Below are 18,647 nucleotides of genomic sequence, written 5' to 3'. Positions count from 1 at the left end.
ATCAAGGATGGTTTGATTGCGACGATGCTGATGATTGCGGAAGGGCTCGGCTCCAGTACTTGACGCCCGACCGGATGTGGCGGCTCATAGCCCGCACGGCACCGACCCGGTCGCCCTGGAGCAAGGCATCGACGATCGCCAGGTGTTCGTGAGCTTCCAGTTCCAGGCGACGGTAATCATTCCGAGACTGATCGCGGGCCCACCCGGCATCGCGAAAGGCGCGAAAGAGCAAGGTCAAGCGTCCCAGTTCCTCGGCCAGAAAGGCGTTACCGCTCGACCCGGCGATCAGGTCGTGCAAGCGGCTATCCAGTTCCCGGGCGCGAAGGACGAACCGGGGCCGATCGCCCGACCGCACTCCGACCATCGCTTCCAGCTCGTTCCGCAAGGCGGCTAGTTCATCCGGGTCAATCCGACCACAGGCACTCCGAACCGCCTCGCATTCGAGCGCCCGGCGGACCTGGCAGATCTCCCGGACCTCGGTCGCGGTGAAGCGGCGGACGATCGCCCCTCGGTTCGGCAAAACGTCCAGAACCCCCATGCCGGCGAGCGCAATCAGAGCCTCTCGAACCGGCGTGTGGCTGACGCCGAACCGGTCAGCGAGCGTCTGCGTGACGAGGTGCTGACCCGGCGCGAGACGACCCCGGATGACATCTTCGAGCAACGTCTCCACGATCGTTTGACGACGCAGGCCATGATCACATTTCAACGCGGCAGGTCGGGCGGGGCTCGTCACTGAGGTCGATCCGAAAGCGGCAGGACGCTGCGACGCGCATCGATCCAACAGAACCAATCGACCCCCGCAACGCGATGGCCGATGTTCGTTCCGTGGTTGGGATGAGTTCGCCAGCAGCACTGAAAGGGGAGGGAACGCGTGGCTCGTATCGAGAGCCATTCATGACCCTCCCACCTTACCGATCTCGGAACCCGTCTCGCAAGCAGTTTTTCGACAGAATCACGCAACGATTCTGTAGAATGAGGGGGCTGCAGGGGATTGCAAGGGATTAGCTCAGGCTGGCCAGGCGAGGGTCCGTTGGTGGGCCGACTCAGGGATTTGAGCGATCGCCTCGGCCAGTGCACGGGCGGCGGCCTGTCGAGAGGCGAGCCTGGACATCCGACGGCGGCCGGCATCGGCCATGCGTCGGTAGCGGTCGGGATCGCGGTCGGCAACTCGAGCCGCTTCGAGAAGCTGGTCGTGCAGGTCTTGCCAGTTCAGGCGATGCCAGAAGGTTTCGAACCGGGGTTCGGGATCGTGCGGAATGAAGGTTGGCTCGGGAGCGCTTCGGACGACGAACGCGACCTGATCGTCAATGTAATCCTCCATCGCCGTATGACGAGGGGCCACCGCTGGCCGTCCCGCGGCGAGCGACTCCTGCAAAGGAAGGCACGCCCCCTCGGCTTTACTCGTGTTCAGGTAGAAGGTGGTGGCTCGGTTTAGCGAGGCAAGATCCTCGTCGCTCAGATAGTCGGTGATCACGACCACCCGGCAGGCGTGCGGCAGATTCAGATGATGATATCGAGCACGCAGTTCCTTGAGCTCGAAGTATTCACGGTCGGGGTTTGTGGCGAGCTTGAGCACGAGTGTTGCATCAGGGCGATCCTTGAACGCGACCAGGAACGCGCTGAGCAGGTCGTCGATGTTTTTTCGACGATCGCCCAGGTTGAAGATGCTCGTGAAGACCAGGCCGCTCAGGTGCAGAGGGGCCACCGGGGGCCGAGCAATGCGCAGCGTGGGGGTACGGCCGAGCAATCGGTTCTTCGTCTGAAAGAGCCGTTCGGCCGCTTCCTCACTCAGATAACGCATGATGTGCTGTTTGTAGAACGCCCGGCCCCGGCGATAGGCTCCTGCCGCCGCCCGATGCCAGGCGGGGCGATCCGGGGCCGAATCGGCCGGAGCAGGGGACGGGGGAGGCTCGGATTCGATCGCCGCATCGCTCCAGCCCTCGAACACGATGTGCCGGCATTCCAACTCCACCGACTCGTTCAAGGTCCGATCGGGCACGGCAAAGGCCGACTCGGACAGTGGAACCGGCACGACCGCCACGGGTGGCCGAACTCCCTCGCGCTGAAAGACCGAGGCGGTGAATCGGCAAGCGGTCACGACCAGATCAGCTCGATCAAGAATCCGTTTCCAGTTCTGCCGGGTGTCGAGCCCCATGTCACGGTCGGGGAGCGAGGGAAACTCCCAGAACGGAAAGGCGATGGTCGGCACGTCGGGCGTCAGAAAGGCGTTGTGCGGTGGATGAAGACAGAGGTGAATCGGTGTGAATCCGTCGCGCCGGGCCTGATCGGCCTGATACGAGAGGCTGCTCTCGGGCTGTTCGACCACCTGCCACGACCCCAGTTGATCAAGCACCGGCGCCAGGGCCTTGAGCACAAACGCATACGAGTAATCGGCATTCCCCATGAATCGGCGGACGTCCTTGGCACAGGCGGTGGTGCTGACGAGGATGCGGTAGGGGCCTCGGCGCGTCTGAGGCCGGGGGTGACTACTCATCGCTGCGGTCATCTTCATGCGCTCCTGCATCTTGCAACCGACGACGCCGATCCCTGGGGTCGTGGCGTCAGCATAACGGAGCGATCCCTGGCGTCAATGTCCGATGTCGAGGGCAGGGGGGACGGTGGTCAAAGTCGCCTTGATCGATTGGGAGAAGTGTCCTAGGCTCACATTGACGCGGCTCAAGGGATTGGCACCTTCGACGCTCCGAGCATGGAGGCTCGGTTGATGACGGCCCGGCTCGAATTCGTGGCCTTTGGGGTGGCTCTGGCCGCGGTGATCGCCGTTCCGCTGGGGCCAGCCCTGATAGGCGATCGGGTGCTCAGTCCGTCCGATCTTGCGTTCGTTCAGCGCAGCTTCGACCGCGAAGGGCAACCATCCGGCTTTGCCTTCGAGCCGTCCAACCGGCTTTTGACCGACCCGATGCTTCAGTTTGAGCCCTGGATCACCTTCAACCGGGAGATGATCCGCTCGGGACGGCTGCCGCTCTGGAACGATCGGGCCGGCTGTGGGGTTCCTCATCTGGCGAACGGCCAGAGTGCGGTCTTCGACCCGATTGCCGCCATCGCTTACATCGGCACGATGCCCGACGCCCTGGCCTGGATCGCCGCGGCCCGTCTCTGGATTGCGGGTCTAGGCATGTTTGGACTGGCTCATCTCTGGGGTCTCGGACCCTGGGGACGATGGTTTGCCGGCCTCGTCTACCCGCTTTGCGGATTCATGACGCTCTGGTTGCTCTACCCGCTCGCCAGTGTCGCCGCCTGGCTTCCGTGGCTCATCGCCTCGACCGAGTGGCTCATCCGACGTGGCGGACCGAGGCCGATTGCCGCCGTCGCGGCCTCGGCGGCGCTGGTTCTGCTGGGCGGTCATATTCAGACGGGCGCTCACTGCTTCATGCTCGCGTTCCTTTATCTCATTGTCCGAAGTCTTCCCGGATGGGATTGGAATGCCGCGGCCCCTCGCGCCGGGAAGACCGTGCTTGCCTGGGGGGCGGCCATGCTCCTCGGCATCACGACCGCCGCGGTAACGATCCTCCCCCTGGGGTTCTACCTGGCTCGAAGTCCTGCCTGGGAAGACCGGACGCTGGAGAAGGGCTCTCCCTGGACCGTGGCGGCTCCGAGGCTGCTGGAAGCGGCCAACACCGCCCTGCCAAACCTCTACGGCAGCCAGCGCAGAGGTCAGCCAAACCTGGCCCGGGCCCTCGGTGTGAACAATCAGAACGAAGCCGCGGCCGGATTTGCAGGTCTGGGAACCGTGATCTGGCTCGCTCCGGTCGGGATCGCCTTCGGCAGCGGTCGGGTTCGAACGTTCCTGATCGCCTCGCTGGCACTGGGGGCCTGCGCCAGCTTCCGGCTCCCACCGATCGACAACCTGCTGCGAGCCTTGCCGGTGCTCGACGTGACCGACCACCGACGAATGACCCTCTGGATCGCCTTCGGCCTGGTTGGGCTGGGAGCAATCGGGCTCGATCGGCTCGCCAGTTGGAAAACATCGAAGTCCTGGCGGATCTGGATGTGGCTGTGGGTCTCCGGGGCGCTGGTCCTCGCTGCCGGAGCCGTGGTGCTGCCTCATTGGGAATCTTCGATCCGCGATCGAGTCATCGCTCACTACACTCAGGCCGCGGTGCAATCGGCCGACCTCGACCCGGACGATGCCCAGATTCTGGCCGATCGTCAGGTCCGGAACCTGATGACCGGCTATCGGTTCTCGCTCGGGATGAGTGCCGCGCTGCTGGCCTCGCTGGCGGTGGCGGCCGCCTTACCCGTCGGAACACGCGGCAGACAGGCGGTCGTCCTGGCAATCATTCTGTTCGATCTGATCGTATCGCTGTGGGGGGCAAACCCGACCATCGCCCGGACTGATTACCTCCCCGATAGCCCAGTCATCGCGCATCTGAAACGCGAAGCCGCTCCGCCTGCTCGGGTCTTGAGTGTCGGGATGGAGCTTCCTCCAAACATGCTCATGCGTTATGGACTTGCCGACATTCGGTGCTACGACGCGATCGAACTGGCCTCGATCACCGATTGGCTCGCACCGCTGTACGAGTCGGCAGCGAGCCGGGTCGAAGCACGATCCAGTCGCCGGACGATCACCTGGGAGGGCGTCGCTCGGGCCCGAGACCGTCTGCTTGCGTGCCAGGTGGTCGCGGTCGTCGGCGCCACCCCACCGCCAGAGGGTTTGTTTGACCGGGTCGTTCCGATCGGCCGGGTCTGGGTTGGCCACTGGGATCTGCCGCAATCGTCCTCAGCCATCGTGAGCCAGAACGGCGGGCGGATCATAGTTGACCGTCTCGATCTCGTCAGAACAAATTCTCATATCCAACAAACAGACGATCCAGAAATTCAGATTCCTGTGGTCCATGTTCCCGGCTGGCGAGCCTGGTGTGATCAAGGATCGCTCCCGGTTCGGCGTGGGCGAGGGCCATTTCTTGAGGTCACGGTGCCGCCCGGTGTCGGGCGGATCGAACTGGAGTACGACCCGCCTGAAGTCCGTTGGGCCATCGGAGGATCATTGCTCGGTTTGACGGGGATCGTGCTGCTGGCGGGTCTTGAGTCTGTGAAAAACCGGACAAAGCCACTTGGACCCGCTCCGCGCTTGGCGTTAGAATCGAATCCGTTGGTTACTGGGGACAGGTTGTCCGGCTCGTCCCCTCAGTTCGAAGGATACAACGCTGATGGTCCACTACACGTGTGATCTGTGCGGCAAGGATCTCTGCGCAGGCGAACCACGCTTTGTGATCAGAATCGAGGCCTACCCCGGGCACGATCCTGATCAGATCACCGATGCCGATCTCGACGATGATCACATGGAGGCCGTTGCCGAAGCCCTTCGGAACGAGGAGTATCAGGCCTCGGACACCCATCAGGAACAAGGCTACAAGGGGTTTCGCTACGACCTTTGCCCCTCTTGCCATCAGAAATTCTTGAAAGACCCACTCGGCCGCGACCTCATTCGAGCGCTCGACCTGAGCAATTTCAGCGAGAATTGAACACAAGATCACTCCTGACGAGCGGGTGGACCTGGATTGGTCCGCCCCGCTGCGTCCTGGCCGACTGCTTGGTTCGTCGTGGTCAGCGGGCGATCAACACGATGATGTTCGACACCAGCGACAGACCGAGCAGGATGGCGAGTACCGCGATGATATTGTTCCGGGCGTTGACGATTCCGGCGAGTTCCACCCGCTCCGAATCCGTCATGCCGGGCCCGTGCTCGTCATCGTAGAAGGCTTCGTCCTCGTCGGCGTCCCCTTCGGCCAGCTTGGCGAGGGTGTCGGCCTTTTGCTCGGCGATGACCGGGCGATTGCCTTCGATCAGGGCTTTCAGGTCAATGATCACATCGCCGGGATCGCGGTAGCGGTTCTCCCGGTTGCGGGCCATCATCGTCTCGACCACCTCGCCAAGGCCGCTGGAGAGGCGGGTATTGAGATGGTCGGGCGGGGTCAGGGTGATCGACTTGTCGACGTGTTTCTTCATCACCTCGGTCGGGTCGTCGCCGGGGAACGGCGGGCGGCCGGTGACCATGTGGTAGAGCGTCGCGCCGAGGTTGTAGATATCGCTCCGAATATCGACATCCGTGGCTCCCCGAACCTGTTCGGGGCTGATGTAGTACGGCGTGCCGATGGCCATGCCCGCCTCGGCCACGGCCTGTTTTTCGTCGGCGGTCAGGCGAGCCAGACCCAGGTCGGCCAGTTTGACGTTGCCGTCCTTGGTCAGGATGATGTTCTCGGGCTTGATGTCGCGATGGATCAACCCACGCTCGTGGGCGTGCTTCATGGCTTCGGCCACCGCCAGAACGATCCGAAGCGCCTCGGGTTCGTCGTAGATGTGGCCACCTTCGATCACATCCTTGATCGTCGTTCCTTCGACGAACTCCATCACGAAGAAATGCAGTCCGTTGACCTCACCCGCGTCGATCGCGTTGACAATGTTCGGATGATTCAAGCGGGCGGCGATGGTCGCCTCGCGCTGGAAACGGCGGATGAATTCCTTGTTCCGGGCCAGCACGTCGAGCAGGACCTTCACGGCCACCACCCGATCGACGCTCGTTTGCTTGGCCTTGTAAACGATCCCCATCGACCCTTTGCCGAGCTTTTCGAGAAGCTGGTAGCCGGGGATCTCGTGCTTCTTCTGCGCCTCGCGTCCCAGATCGCGGAGCAACCGCTGGGCCTGGGTCGGAGTCAGGGCCTTGGCGGCAACCATCACCTCCAGCAAGCCCTTCCCTTCGCCCTGGCCCGACTCGGCAAGCCGGGCTCGGTGGGCCTTGCAGGTCTGAAGCTCTTGCTCAGTCACAAGGCCCCGCCGGATGACCGTTTGCTCAAGATTCGCTTCCGACAAGGCCGAAAGCCCTGGTCCCGCTGATTTCGAAGCTGCGGGGGCCTGCTTCGGAAGGCTGGAAGCCCGAGCAGCTGGTGGGGCACCGGCGGTCGGCTTCGATCCACCACTCGGGGCGGGAGCGGCGGTCGGCTTCGGCGCAGCGGCTTCGGGCGGGCCCGGAGTCTTTCCTTCGGCGGAGGTGCCCATAAGCGTCATTCCGTTGGCGTGGTCGATCGGTCGAATGGATGATGAAGCGCGGCGCGATGTGTTCGAACCTGTGAAGCGAACCGAGGAAACCGATCGAAGATCGTCCTGAGCGAGGCGTCGATCGGAGCCCGGTTTTTTCGTAGTATGAAGCGCCGCTTGAGATTGTCAACGGGCCTCCCGATCCTGGAGAGCCTGACGGGACCCCGCGCGATGGTCCATGGACCAAACGGCTCCGGCGGCAGCATCGAATCGAAGGGTGGATCAGTTTCGAGATGCACCCTTCATTCTACGGGTGCCCGGCAAGCCGGGTGACCCTTCGAGTTTCCGAACTTTTCCACGCACATTGAACCAAGAGCGAGGAGACGCAGTGGCCACGATCGGAGTGATCCCCGGTGATGGTGTGGGTCCTGAGGTGATTGGCGAGGCACTCGCCATCCTTCAAGACCTGGGATCGGCCCACAAGCTCGGGCTGTCGTTCCAGTCGTTTGACCTGGGGAGCGACCGCTACCTCCGATCCGGAGAGGTCCTGCCCGACTCGGTGCTTCAGGAACTCGCCGGGTGCGACGCCATTCTGCTGGGAGCGATCGGCGATCCTCGCGTCCCTCCCGGAGTCCTGGAAAAAGGGCTCCTGCTCCGCATCCGATTCGAGTTCCAGCAATACATCAACCTTCGACCCGTGCAGCTCATGCCCGGCGTCGAGACGCCGATCAAGGGTAAGGGGCCTGGCGAGATCGACATGGTCGTCGTTCGAGAGAACAACGAAGACCTGTACGTCGGCGCCGGTGGCTTCACCCGCAAGGGAACACCCGAAGAGGTCGCCATCCAGACCTCCATCAATACCCGGGCTGGCGTCGAGCGTTGCCTCCGTTACGCCTTCGCCCTGGCGGAGAAACGGGCCAAAGACCGCGTCTTCCCCGGCCTCAGCCCGGCCGCCCGAGACGCCGGCAAGCGAGGGCTCGTCTCCCTGGTCGCCAAGACCAACGTCCTGACCTTCGCTCACGACCTCTGGAATCGGGCCTTCGAGGAAGTCGCCCCCGATTATCCCTCGCTCGCGACCGACTACCACCACGTCGACGCCTGCTGCATGCGCATGGTGGTCGCTCCCGAGCGGTACGACGTGATCGTCACCACGAACATGTTCGGCGACATCATCACCGACCTGGGAGCTGTCTTGCAGGGAGGCATGGGGGTCGCCTCCTCGGGCAATTTGAACCCCGAGCGAACCTTCCCGAGCATGTTCGAGCCGGTCCACGGGTCGGCCCCCGACATCGCCGGAACCGGCAAGGCGAACCCGATCGCGGCGATTCTCTCGATCGGAATGTTGCTCGACCACCTCGGCGCGGCCGAGGCCGCCGGATCGGTCCGATCGGCCGTGGCCCAGGTCCTGGCCGATCCGAACGGCCCGAAGACCCCCGATCTGGGCGGTTCCAGCTCGACCTCCGAGGTGGGCCGCGCGATCCGAGAGGCCATCAGCCGCTCCTGAACGACAATACGCCCCGGTGATCGGTCGTCCAAGACGCGTCGATCACCGGGGCGTTGGCTTCAGTTCGAGAATCACTCAGGAGTGAGTGATCAGCGTCGGCGGCGGTTCGGCGGGCCCAACGACGAGGAATTCTGAGGCGACAGGAACGGCACCTCGTTGCCGTGGGCGTCGACAATCTGCACAACGAGGTGTTCCCGAACGGCCCGATCGACCGGGCAGATCTGGATCGAGATCGACGAGCCGGATTCGATGGCCGCCAGTTCCTGACGTTTGCGGTTGTTCAGGAACGTGGCCACGTCTTCACACACGTCCACCCGGATGCTTCGGACCCCTTCGCGGTGAATGGCGAAGGCAATCAGCCGCATGGCATCGATGGCCATGCTCTCGACCGTCTTGACCAGGCCGCCGCCGCCACAGTGCTCGCACTCGTGGTAGACGGAGCGCTTCAGGCTGGGCCGAATGCGCTGGCGGGTCATTTCAATCAGGCCGAACTGGCTCATCCGAAGAATCTTCGTGCGGGCCCGGTCGCGTTTGACCGCGTCTCGGAGGGCTCGCTCGACGCCTCGGCGGTGCCGCTCGTCCCTCATATCGATGAAGTCGTTGACGATCACGCCCCCGAGGTCTCGCAGGCGAAGCTGGCGGGCAATCTCCTTGGCGGCCTTGAGGTTCATCTCATAGGCGGTTCGCTCGGCGTCGTCCTCGACCCGGAAGTTGCCGCTGTTGACGTCGATCGCCACCAGCGCCTCGGTCTGGTCGATGACGATCGAGCCGCCGTCGGGCAGGTGGACCTGCCGGCGCTGGATCTTGTTGATCTCTTCTTCGAGGCCGTACTTCTGGAACAAGGGGACCTTCCCCTCGTACAGTTTCAGGCGATCGACGAACCGAGGCATGACGACTTGCAGGAACTCCCTGGCCCGTTCAAACGCCTGGGGTTCGTCGATCCAGATGGTATCGATCTCGGAATTGAAGATGTCCCGGATTGTCCGGATGATCATGTCCGATTCTTGATAAATCGGAGCCGGGGTCCGGGCCTTCTTGATCCGTCGCAGGATGACCTTCCAGAGGCGAAGCAAGTAGGCCAGGTCGCGGGCCAGGTCGCGCTTCGAACGATCGAGCCCGGCGGTCCGGACGATGAAGCCGAGCCCCTTGGGTGGGTTCAGCTCGTGCATGATCTGCCGAAGCTTGCGGCGCTGGCCTTCGTCGGCGATCTTCCGGGAGACGCCCACGCGGTTCAGGCCGGGCATCAAGACCAGGTAGCGGCCGGGGATGCTGATGTAGGTCGAGAGGGTCGGCCCCTTGGTGCCGATCGACTCCTTGATGACCTGCACCAGGACCTCGTCACCGCGCTTGAAGACCTCCTGGATCGGCGGCTTGACGGTGACGCGACGACCGCCCCGGACGACGGTGGTTTCCCGAGCCTCATCGTCCTCGTCGGCGGAGTCTCGCGAGCGGCCCTCGGCCCCTCGGCCTCGGAAGCCGACCTCGCGTTCCAGGACCCGGATTTCCTCGATCTCCCGGGCGATCTCCTCAAGCAATTCCGGCTCGATGTCCTCGGAAACGACTTCCTGTTCATCGGCGTCGGAGTCGTCTTCGCTCTCGAAGTCCTCCTGATCGTCGTGATCAACGAAGTCGAATTCGTTGGCCAGGGCCGATTCATCGATCAAGGCCGGGGGCTTGCCCAGGGTGGACTGAGCCACGGCCGAGTCGGGCGACTCGTCACGATCCGCCTCAAAACTCGGCTCGCGATCACGATCGCCGCGCCCTCGACGCCGACGGCGTCGGCGACGGCGGCGGTTCTCATCGTCGTCGCCTTCAGCCTCGCCTCGAGAGTCGGCGTCGAGCGTGGGCAGCTCCGGTTCCTCAAGGTCGGACGACCGATCGAGCAGCTTGGCCCGTTCACGACGAGGAATATAGCCAGGCTCTCCGGCACGATCGATGCGACGAGGGCGACCGGGGCCTGACGATTCTCCCGGCTCGGTTTCCCGGGTGTCGGATGCTTCCCCTTCGACGGAAGGTCCGCGAGGCAGCCCTCGACCGGGCCGGTCCCGATCACCCCGACCTCGGATGGAATCACGCCCCGATCGGGGACGCCGCTCCGTGCTTTGGTCGTCGGAATCATCGTCTCGACTGGGCAGCTCCGGAGCCGGTCCGAACAGGTCGTCCGCCTCGGTCGGAGCCGGGGCGTCCCATTCGCCTCGACCTCGGCGGCGAGACGGGCCTCGCCCCGATCGGGGAGGGGGCCCCGATCGGCCGGCCGCGTCCTCGTCGGTGTCTCGCAGAGCGGCCGGTCGATCTTCGGTCGGTTCGGGACGAACCGGGGGCCGAGTACGCTGGGTCTTGCTCGGGGGAAGGTCGGGCTCGTAGTCCTCGGGCTCCGGCTTCCGTTCGACCGACCAGCGATAGGAGAACGAGGTCTCCTCGGCTTCCGGTTCGGACGATCGCCCGCGCCGGGGGGCCGGGGGTTCCTTGGTCGATTCGCTTTCCGGGACGAGTCCTCGGCCGAACTCACGAGGGCCTTCAAAGGAGGACCGGGAAGAGGGGCTGGAGGGCCGCTCGAAGCGAGGACGAGCGGGGGCGGGCCGATCTTCCGGTTCGGTCTCGGGCTCGGGCTCGGGAGGCAAGCCGACCTCGGGAGCATCGAGCGGCTCGTCGGTCAGTCCTTCGCCGAAGCGTCGGGGACGGGAACGGTCTCGCCGACCTTTTTCGGAGAGGTCGGGGCGATCCCGGTCCCGATCGCGCATCCGACGTTCGCGGATCTTGTCTCGTCCTCGACTGCGACCGCGAGGGGCGCGAGGGCCCTGGTCATCGGCCTGGTCGTCGTCGTCGGATTCCGCGTCGGCCGAATCGGGCAGGTTGCGATCGAGGTCGAGATCGTCCTGCTCGTTGAAGTCGTCGTCCAGGCGATCGCGTGACCGGACGTCATCGCGGCCTCGATCCCGGTCGCGGTCCCGGCGCCGATCGGGCAACGGGCGGCGCTCGCTGAGGGGTTCCTCGGCCTCGAAGGGCAGGGGCTCGGCAGCCTCGTCACGGACCGGTTCGACGAGGTCGCGTCCGCGACCTCGGGGGCGATCGGAGGGCAGCTCTCGGCTGCGTTCCGGTCGTGAAGATCGCGATCGAGCGCGGCGATCGTCGTCGGACTCGGCACCGGCACCGGGGCCGCGCGCCGACTCGGGGGGGAGCTTTGGCCTCGGATCGCGTCCGCGATCCCGGGCGCCGAGGACCGCGTCGTCGTCAAGCTGTTCGCGGTAGTAGCGGGGCTCGACGTCGGAGACGTGCAGGAAGCCGTTACGACCAACGGAGAAGTCGACAAAGGCGGCCTGGATGGCCGGCTCGATGTTGACGATCCGGCCCTTGTAGATGTTGCCGGTGTAGTTCTCCAGGCTGGTGCGTTCGACGTAAAGCTCCTCGAGGATGCCATCTTCGACGATGGCAATGCGGCACTCCTCGGGCTGGAGCACGTTGATCAGCATTTCTTTGGATTTGCTCATGCCTCGGTCAATCTCCGGGCGATGGGGTTGTGGCCAGCCGGATGAGCCCGAGAGGCCCGAGCCGGCCGATCGCCCTTCGCCTCGACGCCGTTAAACATCGGCGGAGGCTCGGAGGGAGCGGATGGGGCTGGGCGGCAGACGTCGGGCTGGGCTCGGCTGGTCATGGGCTCTGGCCAGATCGCGACACCGAGGGTTTGGGATCCGTGGTGTCGCGAGGGGCTGGGGGTGAAGGGGGTGATCCCGAATGATCGGGCACGGTAGAGGTCACGGGTGACTCGGTTGTGAGAACCACCTCGGTCCGGGAAAGGACGGTGCCGGCGGCCATCAGGTCTCGAAGGCCGAGGACGTCGAGCACTTCCTCAGGTCGGGCGGACACCCCGGCGTCGATCTTCAGCCGCAGTCGCAGGGCGCCGTCGGCCGGGTCAACTCGCGCATCGAGCACTGAGGACCGCAGGTCGAGGGGCACATCGCGGCCGGGCTTCCGGCGAACGTAGGGGCACGTCTGGCGGTCGAGCAAGGCGGCAACAGCGTCCACCGTCGGTCCTCGACGCTCGTCAGGTAGCGGGAACAGGTACTCCACGAACGCGACACGGCCGGAACGGCCCGGGGCCGGAATCGCTTCCAGGAAATCCAGGCCGGGGGGAGCGACGTCGCAAAGGCGTCGCAGCACCTCGCTGGGTCGAAGGGGTTCGGCCAGTTCCAGCTCCAGAACCTCGCGCCGCCCCTCGATACCGAGGGCTAGGGCCAGCGGGAACGAGAGCTTCGGCCGGGGGTTGAACCCCTGACTGTGGGCGACAGGAAGGGCCGCTCGGCGCAACACTCGTTCCAGACAGCGCATCAGGTCGTGATGGCTGACAAGGCGGAGGTCGCCGCGTTTGGCGAATCGGATTCGAAGCCGCGAAGTGGCGTCGTCCATGAGACCTGGGGTGACAGCGGTCGGTCGCTCGAGGACGGATCGAGGAGATGGGGGTTCCGGTCGGCACGGGCCTGGAGCCGGAGGTTCCGGACCCGGCGACGAGCCGGAACCGGAGAGGATGACGAGGCCGGCCGCTTCGAAGCTCGAAGGGGCGGCGGGGAGGGGCCGTTACTGACGGGCCAGGTCAGGCTCGCTCGGATCATCGGGCAGAGCGTGGTGAAGGGCTCGGGTCAGCAGGGCGAGCACATCGTCCGCGGTGTCGCACTGGAGCGCCTCTCGGGCCACGGCCCGGGCCTCGTCCAGTCGAATGGCGCGGATGACACGCTTGACCTCCGGGAGCTGGTGCGGTGGGGTGCTCAGTTGGCGAATCCCCAGGCCCAGCAGCAGCATCGTATAAAGGGGCTCGCCGGCGATCGACCCACATACGGTCAGTTCGATTCCGGTGGCCTCGGCGGCCCGAGCGACCATGTCGATCAGGCGGAGCACGGCCGGATCGGCCGACGTGTAAAGGTCGGCCACGGTCTCGTTGGTTCGGTCGGCGGCAAGGATATACTGGGTCAGGTCATTGGTGCCGATGGAGAAAAAGTCCACCTCCTTTGCCAGCTGGTCACTCATAATGGCTGCGGCCGGCACCTCGATCATCGCCCCGACGGGCAGGTCGGAGCGGGCCGGGATTCCCTCGGTCGTCAGTTCGGCGGCCACTTCGTGAAGGATCGCACGGGCCTGCCGGAACTCCGTCAGGGTGGTTACCAGAGGGAACATGACGCGCACATCGCCGCCGACGACCGCGGCGGCTCGGAGGATCGCTCGGAGTTGGGTCCGGAACGGTCCCAGATCGCGGAGCGATCGGCGGAGGCTGCGCAGGCCAAGCGCCGGGTTCGGCTCAACATGCTGAGGTCGTCCAGGTTCGACCTTGTCGGAACCCAGGTCAAGGGTCCGGATGGTCACGGGACGACCGGCGGCGGCCTGAATCACCTCGGCATAGGCGGCCGTTTGCTCGTCCTCACCCGGAGGACCGTCGGCGCCGAGGTAGAAGAACTCGGTTCGGAACAGGCCGATCCCCTCGGCTCCCCGCTCTCGGCAGGCCTCGACCTCGGCGGGAAACTCGATATTGCCGAGCAGGTGGATGCCGACCCCGTCGGCCGTTTCGGCCGGAAGGTCGGACAGTTGGGCCAGCTCGGCGAATCGGGTGGCCTGCTCGACGGCCCGAACGCGGTAACGGCCAAGGGTCGGCTCATCGGGGTCGAGCACCACCAGCCCGGCATCACCGTCGATGATGGCCATCTGGCTGTCTCGGACCTGATCGAGAACGCGGCCGAGGCCGACGACGGCCGGGATTTCCAGCGCCGCGGCGATGATGGCCGTATGGCTGGTCCGTCCCCCCGATTCGGTGGCGAAGCCGAGGACCCGAGTGGGGTCGAGGGCGGCCGCCTCACTCGGGGTCAGATCCTCGGCCAGCAGCAAGAGGGGCTCGACGGCCGAATCGGCCGGAGACGGGGCGGGCGGGTGATCGGTCAGTTGGTCGAGAATGCGGTGCTGGATGTCGCGGACGTCGGCGGCCCGGGCCGCGAGATGGGCGGCACCGAGCCGCTCCAGCTGTCGGGCGTAACCGTCGAGGACCTCGAAGATGGCGTGCTCGGCGGTGACCAAGTCGCGGCTGATCCGGGCGGCGGCTTCCTCGCGGAGCGTCGGATCGGCGATCATCCGGACGTGGGCCGAGAGGATGTCGGCATACTGCGGGCCGAGCCGCTGACGGGCGTCGCGTTCGGCGGCTTCGGCGTCGATTCGGGCCGATTCGACGGCCTGCTCCAGACGGAGCAGTTCAAGATCGACCGCCGAGGCGGGGATCGAGCGTCGGGTCAGCCGAGGCCCTCGAGGGGCCAGAACGAGCAAGGGACCGATGGCAACGCCGGGGCTGACGGCGATTCCCCGGAGAACCCTCATCGTCCTGGGTGGGGTGGCGGGGGATGACACGGCGAGATCCCTGAGCGTCGGGGGGACAAATGACGTCGCGTCGGTGGCCGAAACGATCGGATCGAGGGTCGGCGGCGGCACGGCGTCGGCCGGCGCGGGACGCGCGCCGGGAGTCATGGGTGCAGCCCTTCGGGCGGGCTGGCATCGGCCTCGGGGGGCTGGACCGGGGAATCCTCAGAGCTGGTTTTCTCGCCGAAATGCGTGGCGACCAGCTCAACCAGGGCAGAGACAGCCGCTTCGGCGTCGGGCCCCTGGGCTTCGAGTTCGAGCCAGGAACCGCACTCGGCGGCCAGGGTCATCAGGTCGAGGATGCTCTTGCCGTTGCAATCGCGGCCTTCGTAACGTACCCGGACATCGGCGCGGAACTGCCCGGCCAGGCCGACGAATTTCTCGGCGGGTCGGAGGTGCAAGCCGTACGGGTTGGTAATTTCCACCCGACGACGAACTCGGTGAAGGTCCTGACTCATCAGCGATCCGGTCCGGCGAGGGCCGCCATCAGCCGCGGCCATCTGCCTGGGGTCACGAAGATCTGGGGGCATCACAGCGACCGTCCCTTCGACGTCCGCAAGCTTCAAGAAAAAGGCTGATGCTCCGGCCACAAGGGCCGAGGCGGTCTTAAGGGCTTGACTGGTCGGCCTCATCGAGCACATCGAGGATTTGTTCCCGACTCCTCGCCTGACGCAGGAACCGGACAAACTGCTCGTCTTTCAGGTGTCGGGAGATGTTTTCGAGCGCCCGGAGGTGATCTCCCGGCTGATTGGGTGGAGAAACGAGGAGGAACAGGATGTCCACCGGTTCACCATCAAGGGCGGCGAATTCGACCCCCTTGCTCGACAGCGCGACGGTCCCGATGAGGCGATCGACCATGGGGTGTCGGGTGTGGGGGACGGCAACGCCCTGGCCGATGCCCGTCGAGCCCAGTTCCTCTCGATTGAGAATGGCACGGGTGACACTTTCCAGGTCCGACTCGCTCAGCCGGCCGGCATCGCGGAGGCCCGAGACGATTTCACGGATCGCCTCTTCCTTGGTCGTTGCCTGGAGGTCGACAATGACCGCATCGCGAACGACGAAATCCGAAAGTTTCATGCGGTTCTCCATCCATCGAGGCGAAGCCGGCCCCGAGGGATCGTGCGGCTCATCGCCTCAGAGGTACCCCGAAGGTCGCCGGACGGGACAGCCGGTCCCGGTTCAGTCAACCTGGGGGGCCTCAGACGATTCGGGCGGCTCGGGAAGGTCCGGCCGCGTCGGAGAGGTACCACCGTGGGGAACCTCGTCTTTATGGTCCTGAATCCGATCCTTGTAACGGCGAATCTGCTGCTCAATCATGTGGACGACCTGGTCGGTGGCCGTCTCAAGCCCCGGGGCATCGCTCCGGGCCACGAAATCGTGCTTGTGCTCGGCGGAAACGACCATTTCCATCGACCATCCATTCTTGGGATGGTCGATCACGACGTCGATCTCCATGAGGCGGTTAAAGTATTTTAGCAGCTTTTCGGCCTTTTGTTGCACGTACTGCTGCTGCTTTGGTTCGAGAATGAGGCCATGACGGGTTGAAATTTCAATATGCACCCGAAAACTCCTTACCGCACGGTGCCCGTCTCTTGCGTGTTTTGCTGAACCAGTCGGGCGCGCATTGAGATTAACTTTTGGGGACCATCGGGGTCAAGGGTCCTGCGTCGCCTGCCTCGGCGATCGGGAGGAGCGGGTGAGACGGCGGGCGGGGCTATGACCGGCCCGACCGATCTCGTATGCTCCGGAAGCCTTTGCGAACCGCCGCGACCTGCCTTGGAGGAGGGGCCGACGCCGATGGCCGATGTCTGGACACAAGTGTACGATCCGTTCGACGCCTGGCCGCTTTCGACTCTGGCGGCCTCGGTGCCGGTTCTGGTGTTGCTGGGGTTGCTGGGTTCCGGGAGAGCCTCGGCCTGGCAGGCCGCACTGGCAGGGCTGGTCTCGGCGATGGCCATGGCCATCGGGGCGTTCGGGATGCCGATCGACCTGGTGGTCGCTGGCGCCGGGGTGGGAATGGTCTTTGCCTTCTTCCGGATTGTCTGGCTGATCACGGCGGCGGTCTTTCTCTATAACATCGCGGTCGAAACCGGGCAGTTCGAGGTGATGAAGGCGTCGATTGCCCGGCTGTCGGAGGATCGTCGCATTCAGGCGATTCTGGTGGCCTTCAGTTTTGGGGCGTTCATCGAGGGGGCCGCGGGATTCGGGGCGCCGGTGGCCATCTCGGCGGCGTTCCTGGTGGGCCTCGGGTTCCGACCGCTTCAGGCGGCGATTCTCTGCCTGGTGGCCAATACGGCCCCGGTGGCCTGGGGGGCGATCGGCACACCGATTCGGGCGTTGGGAGAGGTGACGAGCCTCGATACGGAGCTGCTCAGCGCGACGGCCGGGCGCATCTTGCCCTTGCTCTCGGTGATCGTCCCGTGGTGGCTGGTCCGGATGATGGTCAGTTGGCGAGAGACGGTGGCGGTCTGGCCGGCCCTGGTGGTCATTGGCGGATCGTTTGCCACGGCGCAGTTCGTCTGGTCGAACTACGTCGGTTACGAGCTGGTGGACATTGTCTCGTCGATTGCCAGTTTGGCGGCGGGAATGCTTCTGTTGCGGTTCTGGAAGCCGAAGCAGGTCTGGCATTTTCCCGAGGAGCGGGCCGAGGCGGCCGAGGGGCCGGTCGAGACGGCGTATGACACCATCGGCGACCTGAACCCGGCTCGGGTGGCCCGCGCCTGGATGCCGTTCGGCCTGCTGACGATCATGGTGATCCTCTGGGGGATTCCGGCGATTAAGGGAACGTTGGAGTCCTCGACTTCCTGGAACCCGCCGATGCCCTGGCTCAGCGTGCCCCTGTCGGACGCAGGTCCGGCGATGGGGTGGCCGAGGCCGGTGCTGGACCAGGCGGCGGAGAAGGGGCAACAGCTCGTCTCTCGGGTGGCCAAGGGAGTGGCGATCACCGGCCGGGCCGAGCCCGCAGCGGCCGACTTCGAGAAGGTGACGCTTGACATCGCTCCCCTTGCCTCGACCGGAACGGCCATTCTGATCGCGGCGATTGCCAGCGGGTTCCTGCTGGGGCTGGGTCCGAAGGGGCTGCTGCGAGTCTTTGGGGTGTCGGTCTATCGCCTGCGGTGGGCGGCGGTGGCGATTCTGTGCATGCTGGGTCTGGGGTTCGTGACAAAACTGGCGGGCATGGATGCGGTGCTGGGCCTGGCCTTCACCCGAACCGGGCCGATGCTGTATCCGATCTTCGGCACCTTGCTCGGCTGGTTGGGGGTAGCCTTGACCGGCTCGGACACGGCCAGCAACGTGCTGTTCGGCAACCTGCAGCGGATCACGGCCGAGAAGCTCGGGCTGGACCCGATCTTGATGGCCTCGGCCAATACGACCGGCGGCGTGATGGGCAAGATGGTCGATGCGCAGTCGATCGTGGTCGCCGCCGCGGCGACGGGCGAAGGGGGACGCGAGGGAACGATTCTTCGGGCGGTCTTGATCCACAGTCTTGCTCTGGCGTTGATCGTGGGAGGGATCGTCTGGCTCTACGCCCATGTCGTCCCGGGGATCGTGCCGAGTGCCGCCGACGTCCCGATGGTGTCGGCAACGGAATGACCGAATTGCCCCAGGTGCGCCCGTCGGTGCGCGGTCGGGTGCGCCCGTCGGTGCGCCAAGAGTTGGCAGTGAACGCATAGCATAACCCCTTGACTGGAAAAGGGGTTGCTTCGAAGGTGGGTCGGTTCGATTCGTCGGGGGGAATGAGCTGAAACAGGGCATGGGAAGG

Annotated in this window: 13 protein-coding genes; 4 read left to right on the top strand and 9 right to left on the bottom strand. The window is 65.1% G+C overall.

Going from position 1 to position 18,647, the window contains the following annotated elements; all coding sequences use genetic code 11:
• Position 1: 1 nt before the first annotated feature.
• Positions 2 to 733 carry a GntR family transcriptional regulator gene (locus tag GA615_RS18825; RefSeq protein ID WP_235905551.1) on the bottom strand — a complete coding sequence of 244 codons (732 nt, stop codon included), beginning with the start codon at positions 731 to 733 and terminating at the stop codon, positions 2 to 4.
• 273 nt (positions 734 to 1,006) lie between these two features.
• Positions 1,007 to 2,506 (bottom strand): glycosyltransferase, encoded by a 1,500-nt coding sequence (locus GA615_RS18820; protein ID WP_161602420.1) that lies wholly within the window; start codon positions 2,504 to 2,506, stop codon positions 1,007 to 1,009.
• Between the two features lie 216 nt (positions 2,507 to 2,722).
• Here GA615_RS18820 and GA615_RS18815 point away from each other — a divergent pair, with 216 nt between their 5' ends.
• On the top strand, positions 2,723 to 5,188 hold the full coding sequence (locus GA615_RS18815; RefSeq protein WP_152052863.1) for a hypothetical protein: 2,466 nt from the start codon (positions 2,723 to 2,725) through the stop codon (positions 5,186 to 5,188).
• Positions 5,169 to 5,483, top strand: coding sequence for a hypothetical protein (locus tag GA615_RS18810; RefSeq protein WP_152052862.1), 315 nt, complete (start codon positions 5,169 to 5,171; stop codon positions 5,481 to 5,483). Before GA615_RS18815 ends, GA615_RS18810 begins: the two co-directional genes overlap by 20 nt.
• A gap of 82 nt (positions 5,484 to 5,565) precedes the next feature.
• Here the strand turns inward: GA615_RS18810 and GA615_RS18805 are convergent, their stop codons facing one another.
• On the bottom strand, positions 5,566 to 7,014 hold the full coding sequence (locus GA615_RS18805) for a serine/threonine-protein kinase (protein WP_152052861.1): 1,449 nt from the start codon (positions 7,012 to 7,014) through the stop codon (positions 5,566 to 5,568).
• 367 nt (positions 7,015 to 7,381) lie between these two features.
• On the opposite strand from GA615_RS18805, the gene GA615_RS18800 reads away from it, so the two are divergent.
• Positions 7,382 to 8,497 carry a 3-isopropylmalate dehydrogenase gene (locus tag GA615_RS18800; RefSeq protein ID WP_152052860.1) on the top strand — a complete coding sequence of 372 codons (1,116 nt, stop codon included), beginning with the start codon at positions 7,382 to 7,384 and terminating at the stop codon, positions 8,495 to 8,497.
• 89 nt (positions 8,498 to 8,586) lie between these two features.
• Here GA615_RS18800 and GA615_RS18795 read toward each other — a convergent pair whose 3' ends face one another.
• The 6 genes from GA615_RS18795 to hpf form a co-directional block, all read right to left on the bottom strand.
• Entirely contained in the window at positions 8,587 to 11,985 is a 3,399-nt protein-coding gene (locus tag GA615_RS18795) for an Rne/Rng family ribonuclease (protein ID WP_201750238.1), read from the bottom strand.
• A gap of 160 nt (positions 11,986 to 12,145) precedes the next feature.
• Entirely contained in the window at positions 12,146 to 12,901 is a 756-nt protein-coding gene (locus GA615_RS18785) for a TIGR03936 family radical SAM-associated protein (protein ID WP_152052859.1), read from the bottom strand.
• Between the two features lie 168 nt (positions 12,902 to 13,069).
• Positions 13,070 to 14,992, bottom strand: a complete 1,923-nt coding sequence (gene ptsP, locus GA615_RS18780; RefSeq protein WP_235905550.1) for a phosphoenolpyruvate--protein phosphotransferase — start codon at positions 14,990 to 14,992, stop codon at positions 13,070 to 13,072.
• Positions 14,989 to 15,516: an HPr family phosphocarrier protein gene (locus GA615_RS18775; RefSeq protein WP_235905549.1), complete on the bottom strand. Its 528-nt coding sequence runs from the start codon at positions 15,514 to 15,516 to the stop codon at positions 14,989 to 14,991. The genes ptsP and GA615_RS18775 overlap by 4 nt, the downstream gene beginning before the upstream one ends.
• The gene (locus GA615_RS18770) at positions 15,491 to 15,961 is read right to left on the bottom strand and encodes a PTS sugar transporter subunit IIA (protein ID WP_152052857.1); all 471 of its coding nucleotides are present in this window, start codon (positions 15,959 to 15,961) and stop codon (positions 15,491 to 15,493) included. The genes GA615_RS18775 and GA615_RS18770 overlap by 26 nt, the downstream gene beginning before the upstream one ends.
• Positions 15,962 to 16,063: 102 nt before the next feature.
• Positions 16,064 to 16,444 (bottom strand): ribosome hibernation-promoting factor, HPF/YfiA family, encoded by a 381-nt coding sequence (gene hpf, locus GA615_RS18765; protein ID WP_152052856.1) that lies wholly within the window; start codon positions 16,442 to 16,444, stop codon positions 16,064 to 16,066.
• Positions 16,445 to 16,681: 237 nt separating this feature from the next.
• On the opposite strand from hpf, the gene GA615_RS18760 reads away from it, so the two are divergent.
• Positions 16,682 to 18,478 (top strand): L-lactate permease, encoded by a 1,797-nt coding sequence (locus GA615_RS18760; protein WP_152052855.1) that lies wholly within the window; start codon positions 16,682 to 16,684, stop codon positions 18,476 to 18,478.
• Positions 18,479 to 18,647 lie beyond the last annotated feature (169 nt).

This window comes from Tautonia marina (assembly GCF_009177065.1).
Lineage (GTDB): Bacteria > Planctomycetota > Planctomycetia > Isosphaerales > Isosphaeraceae > Tautonia > Tautonia marina.
This window is presented reverse-complemented; position numbering and strand designations above follow the sequence as displayed.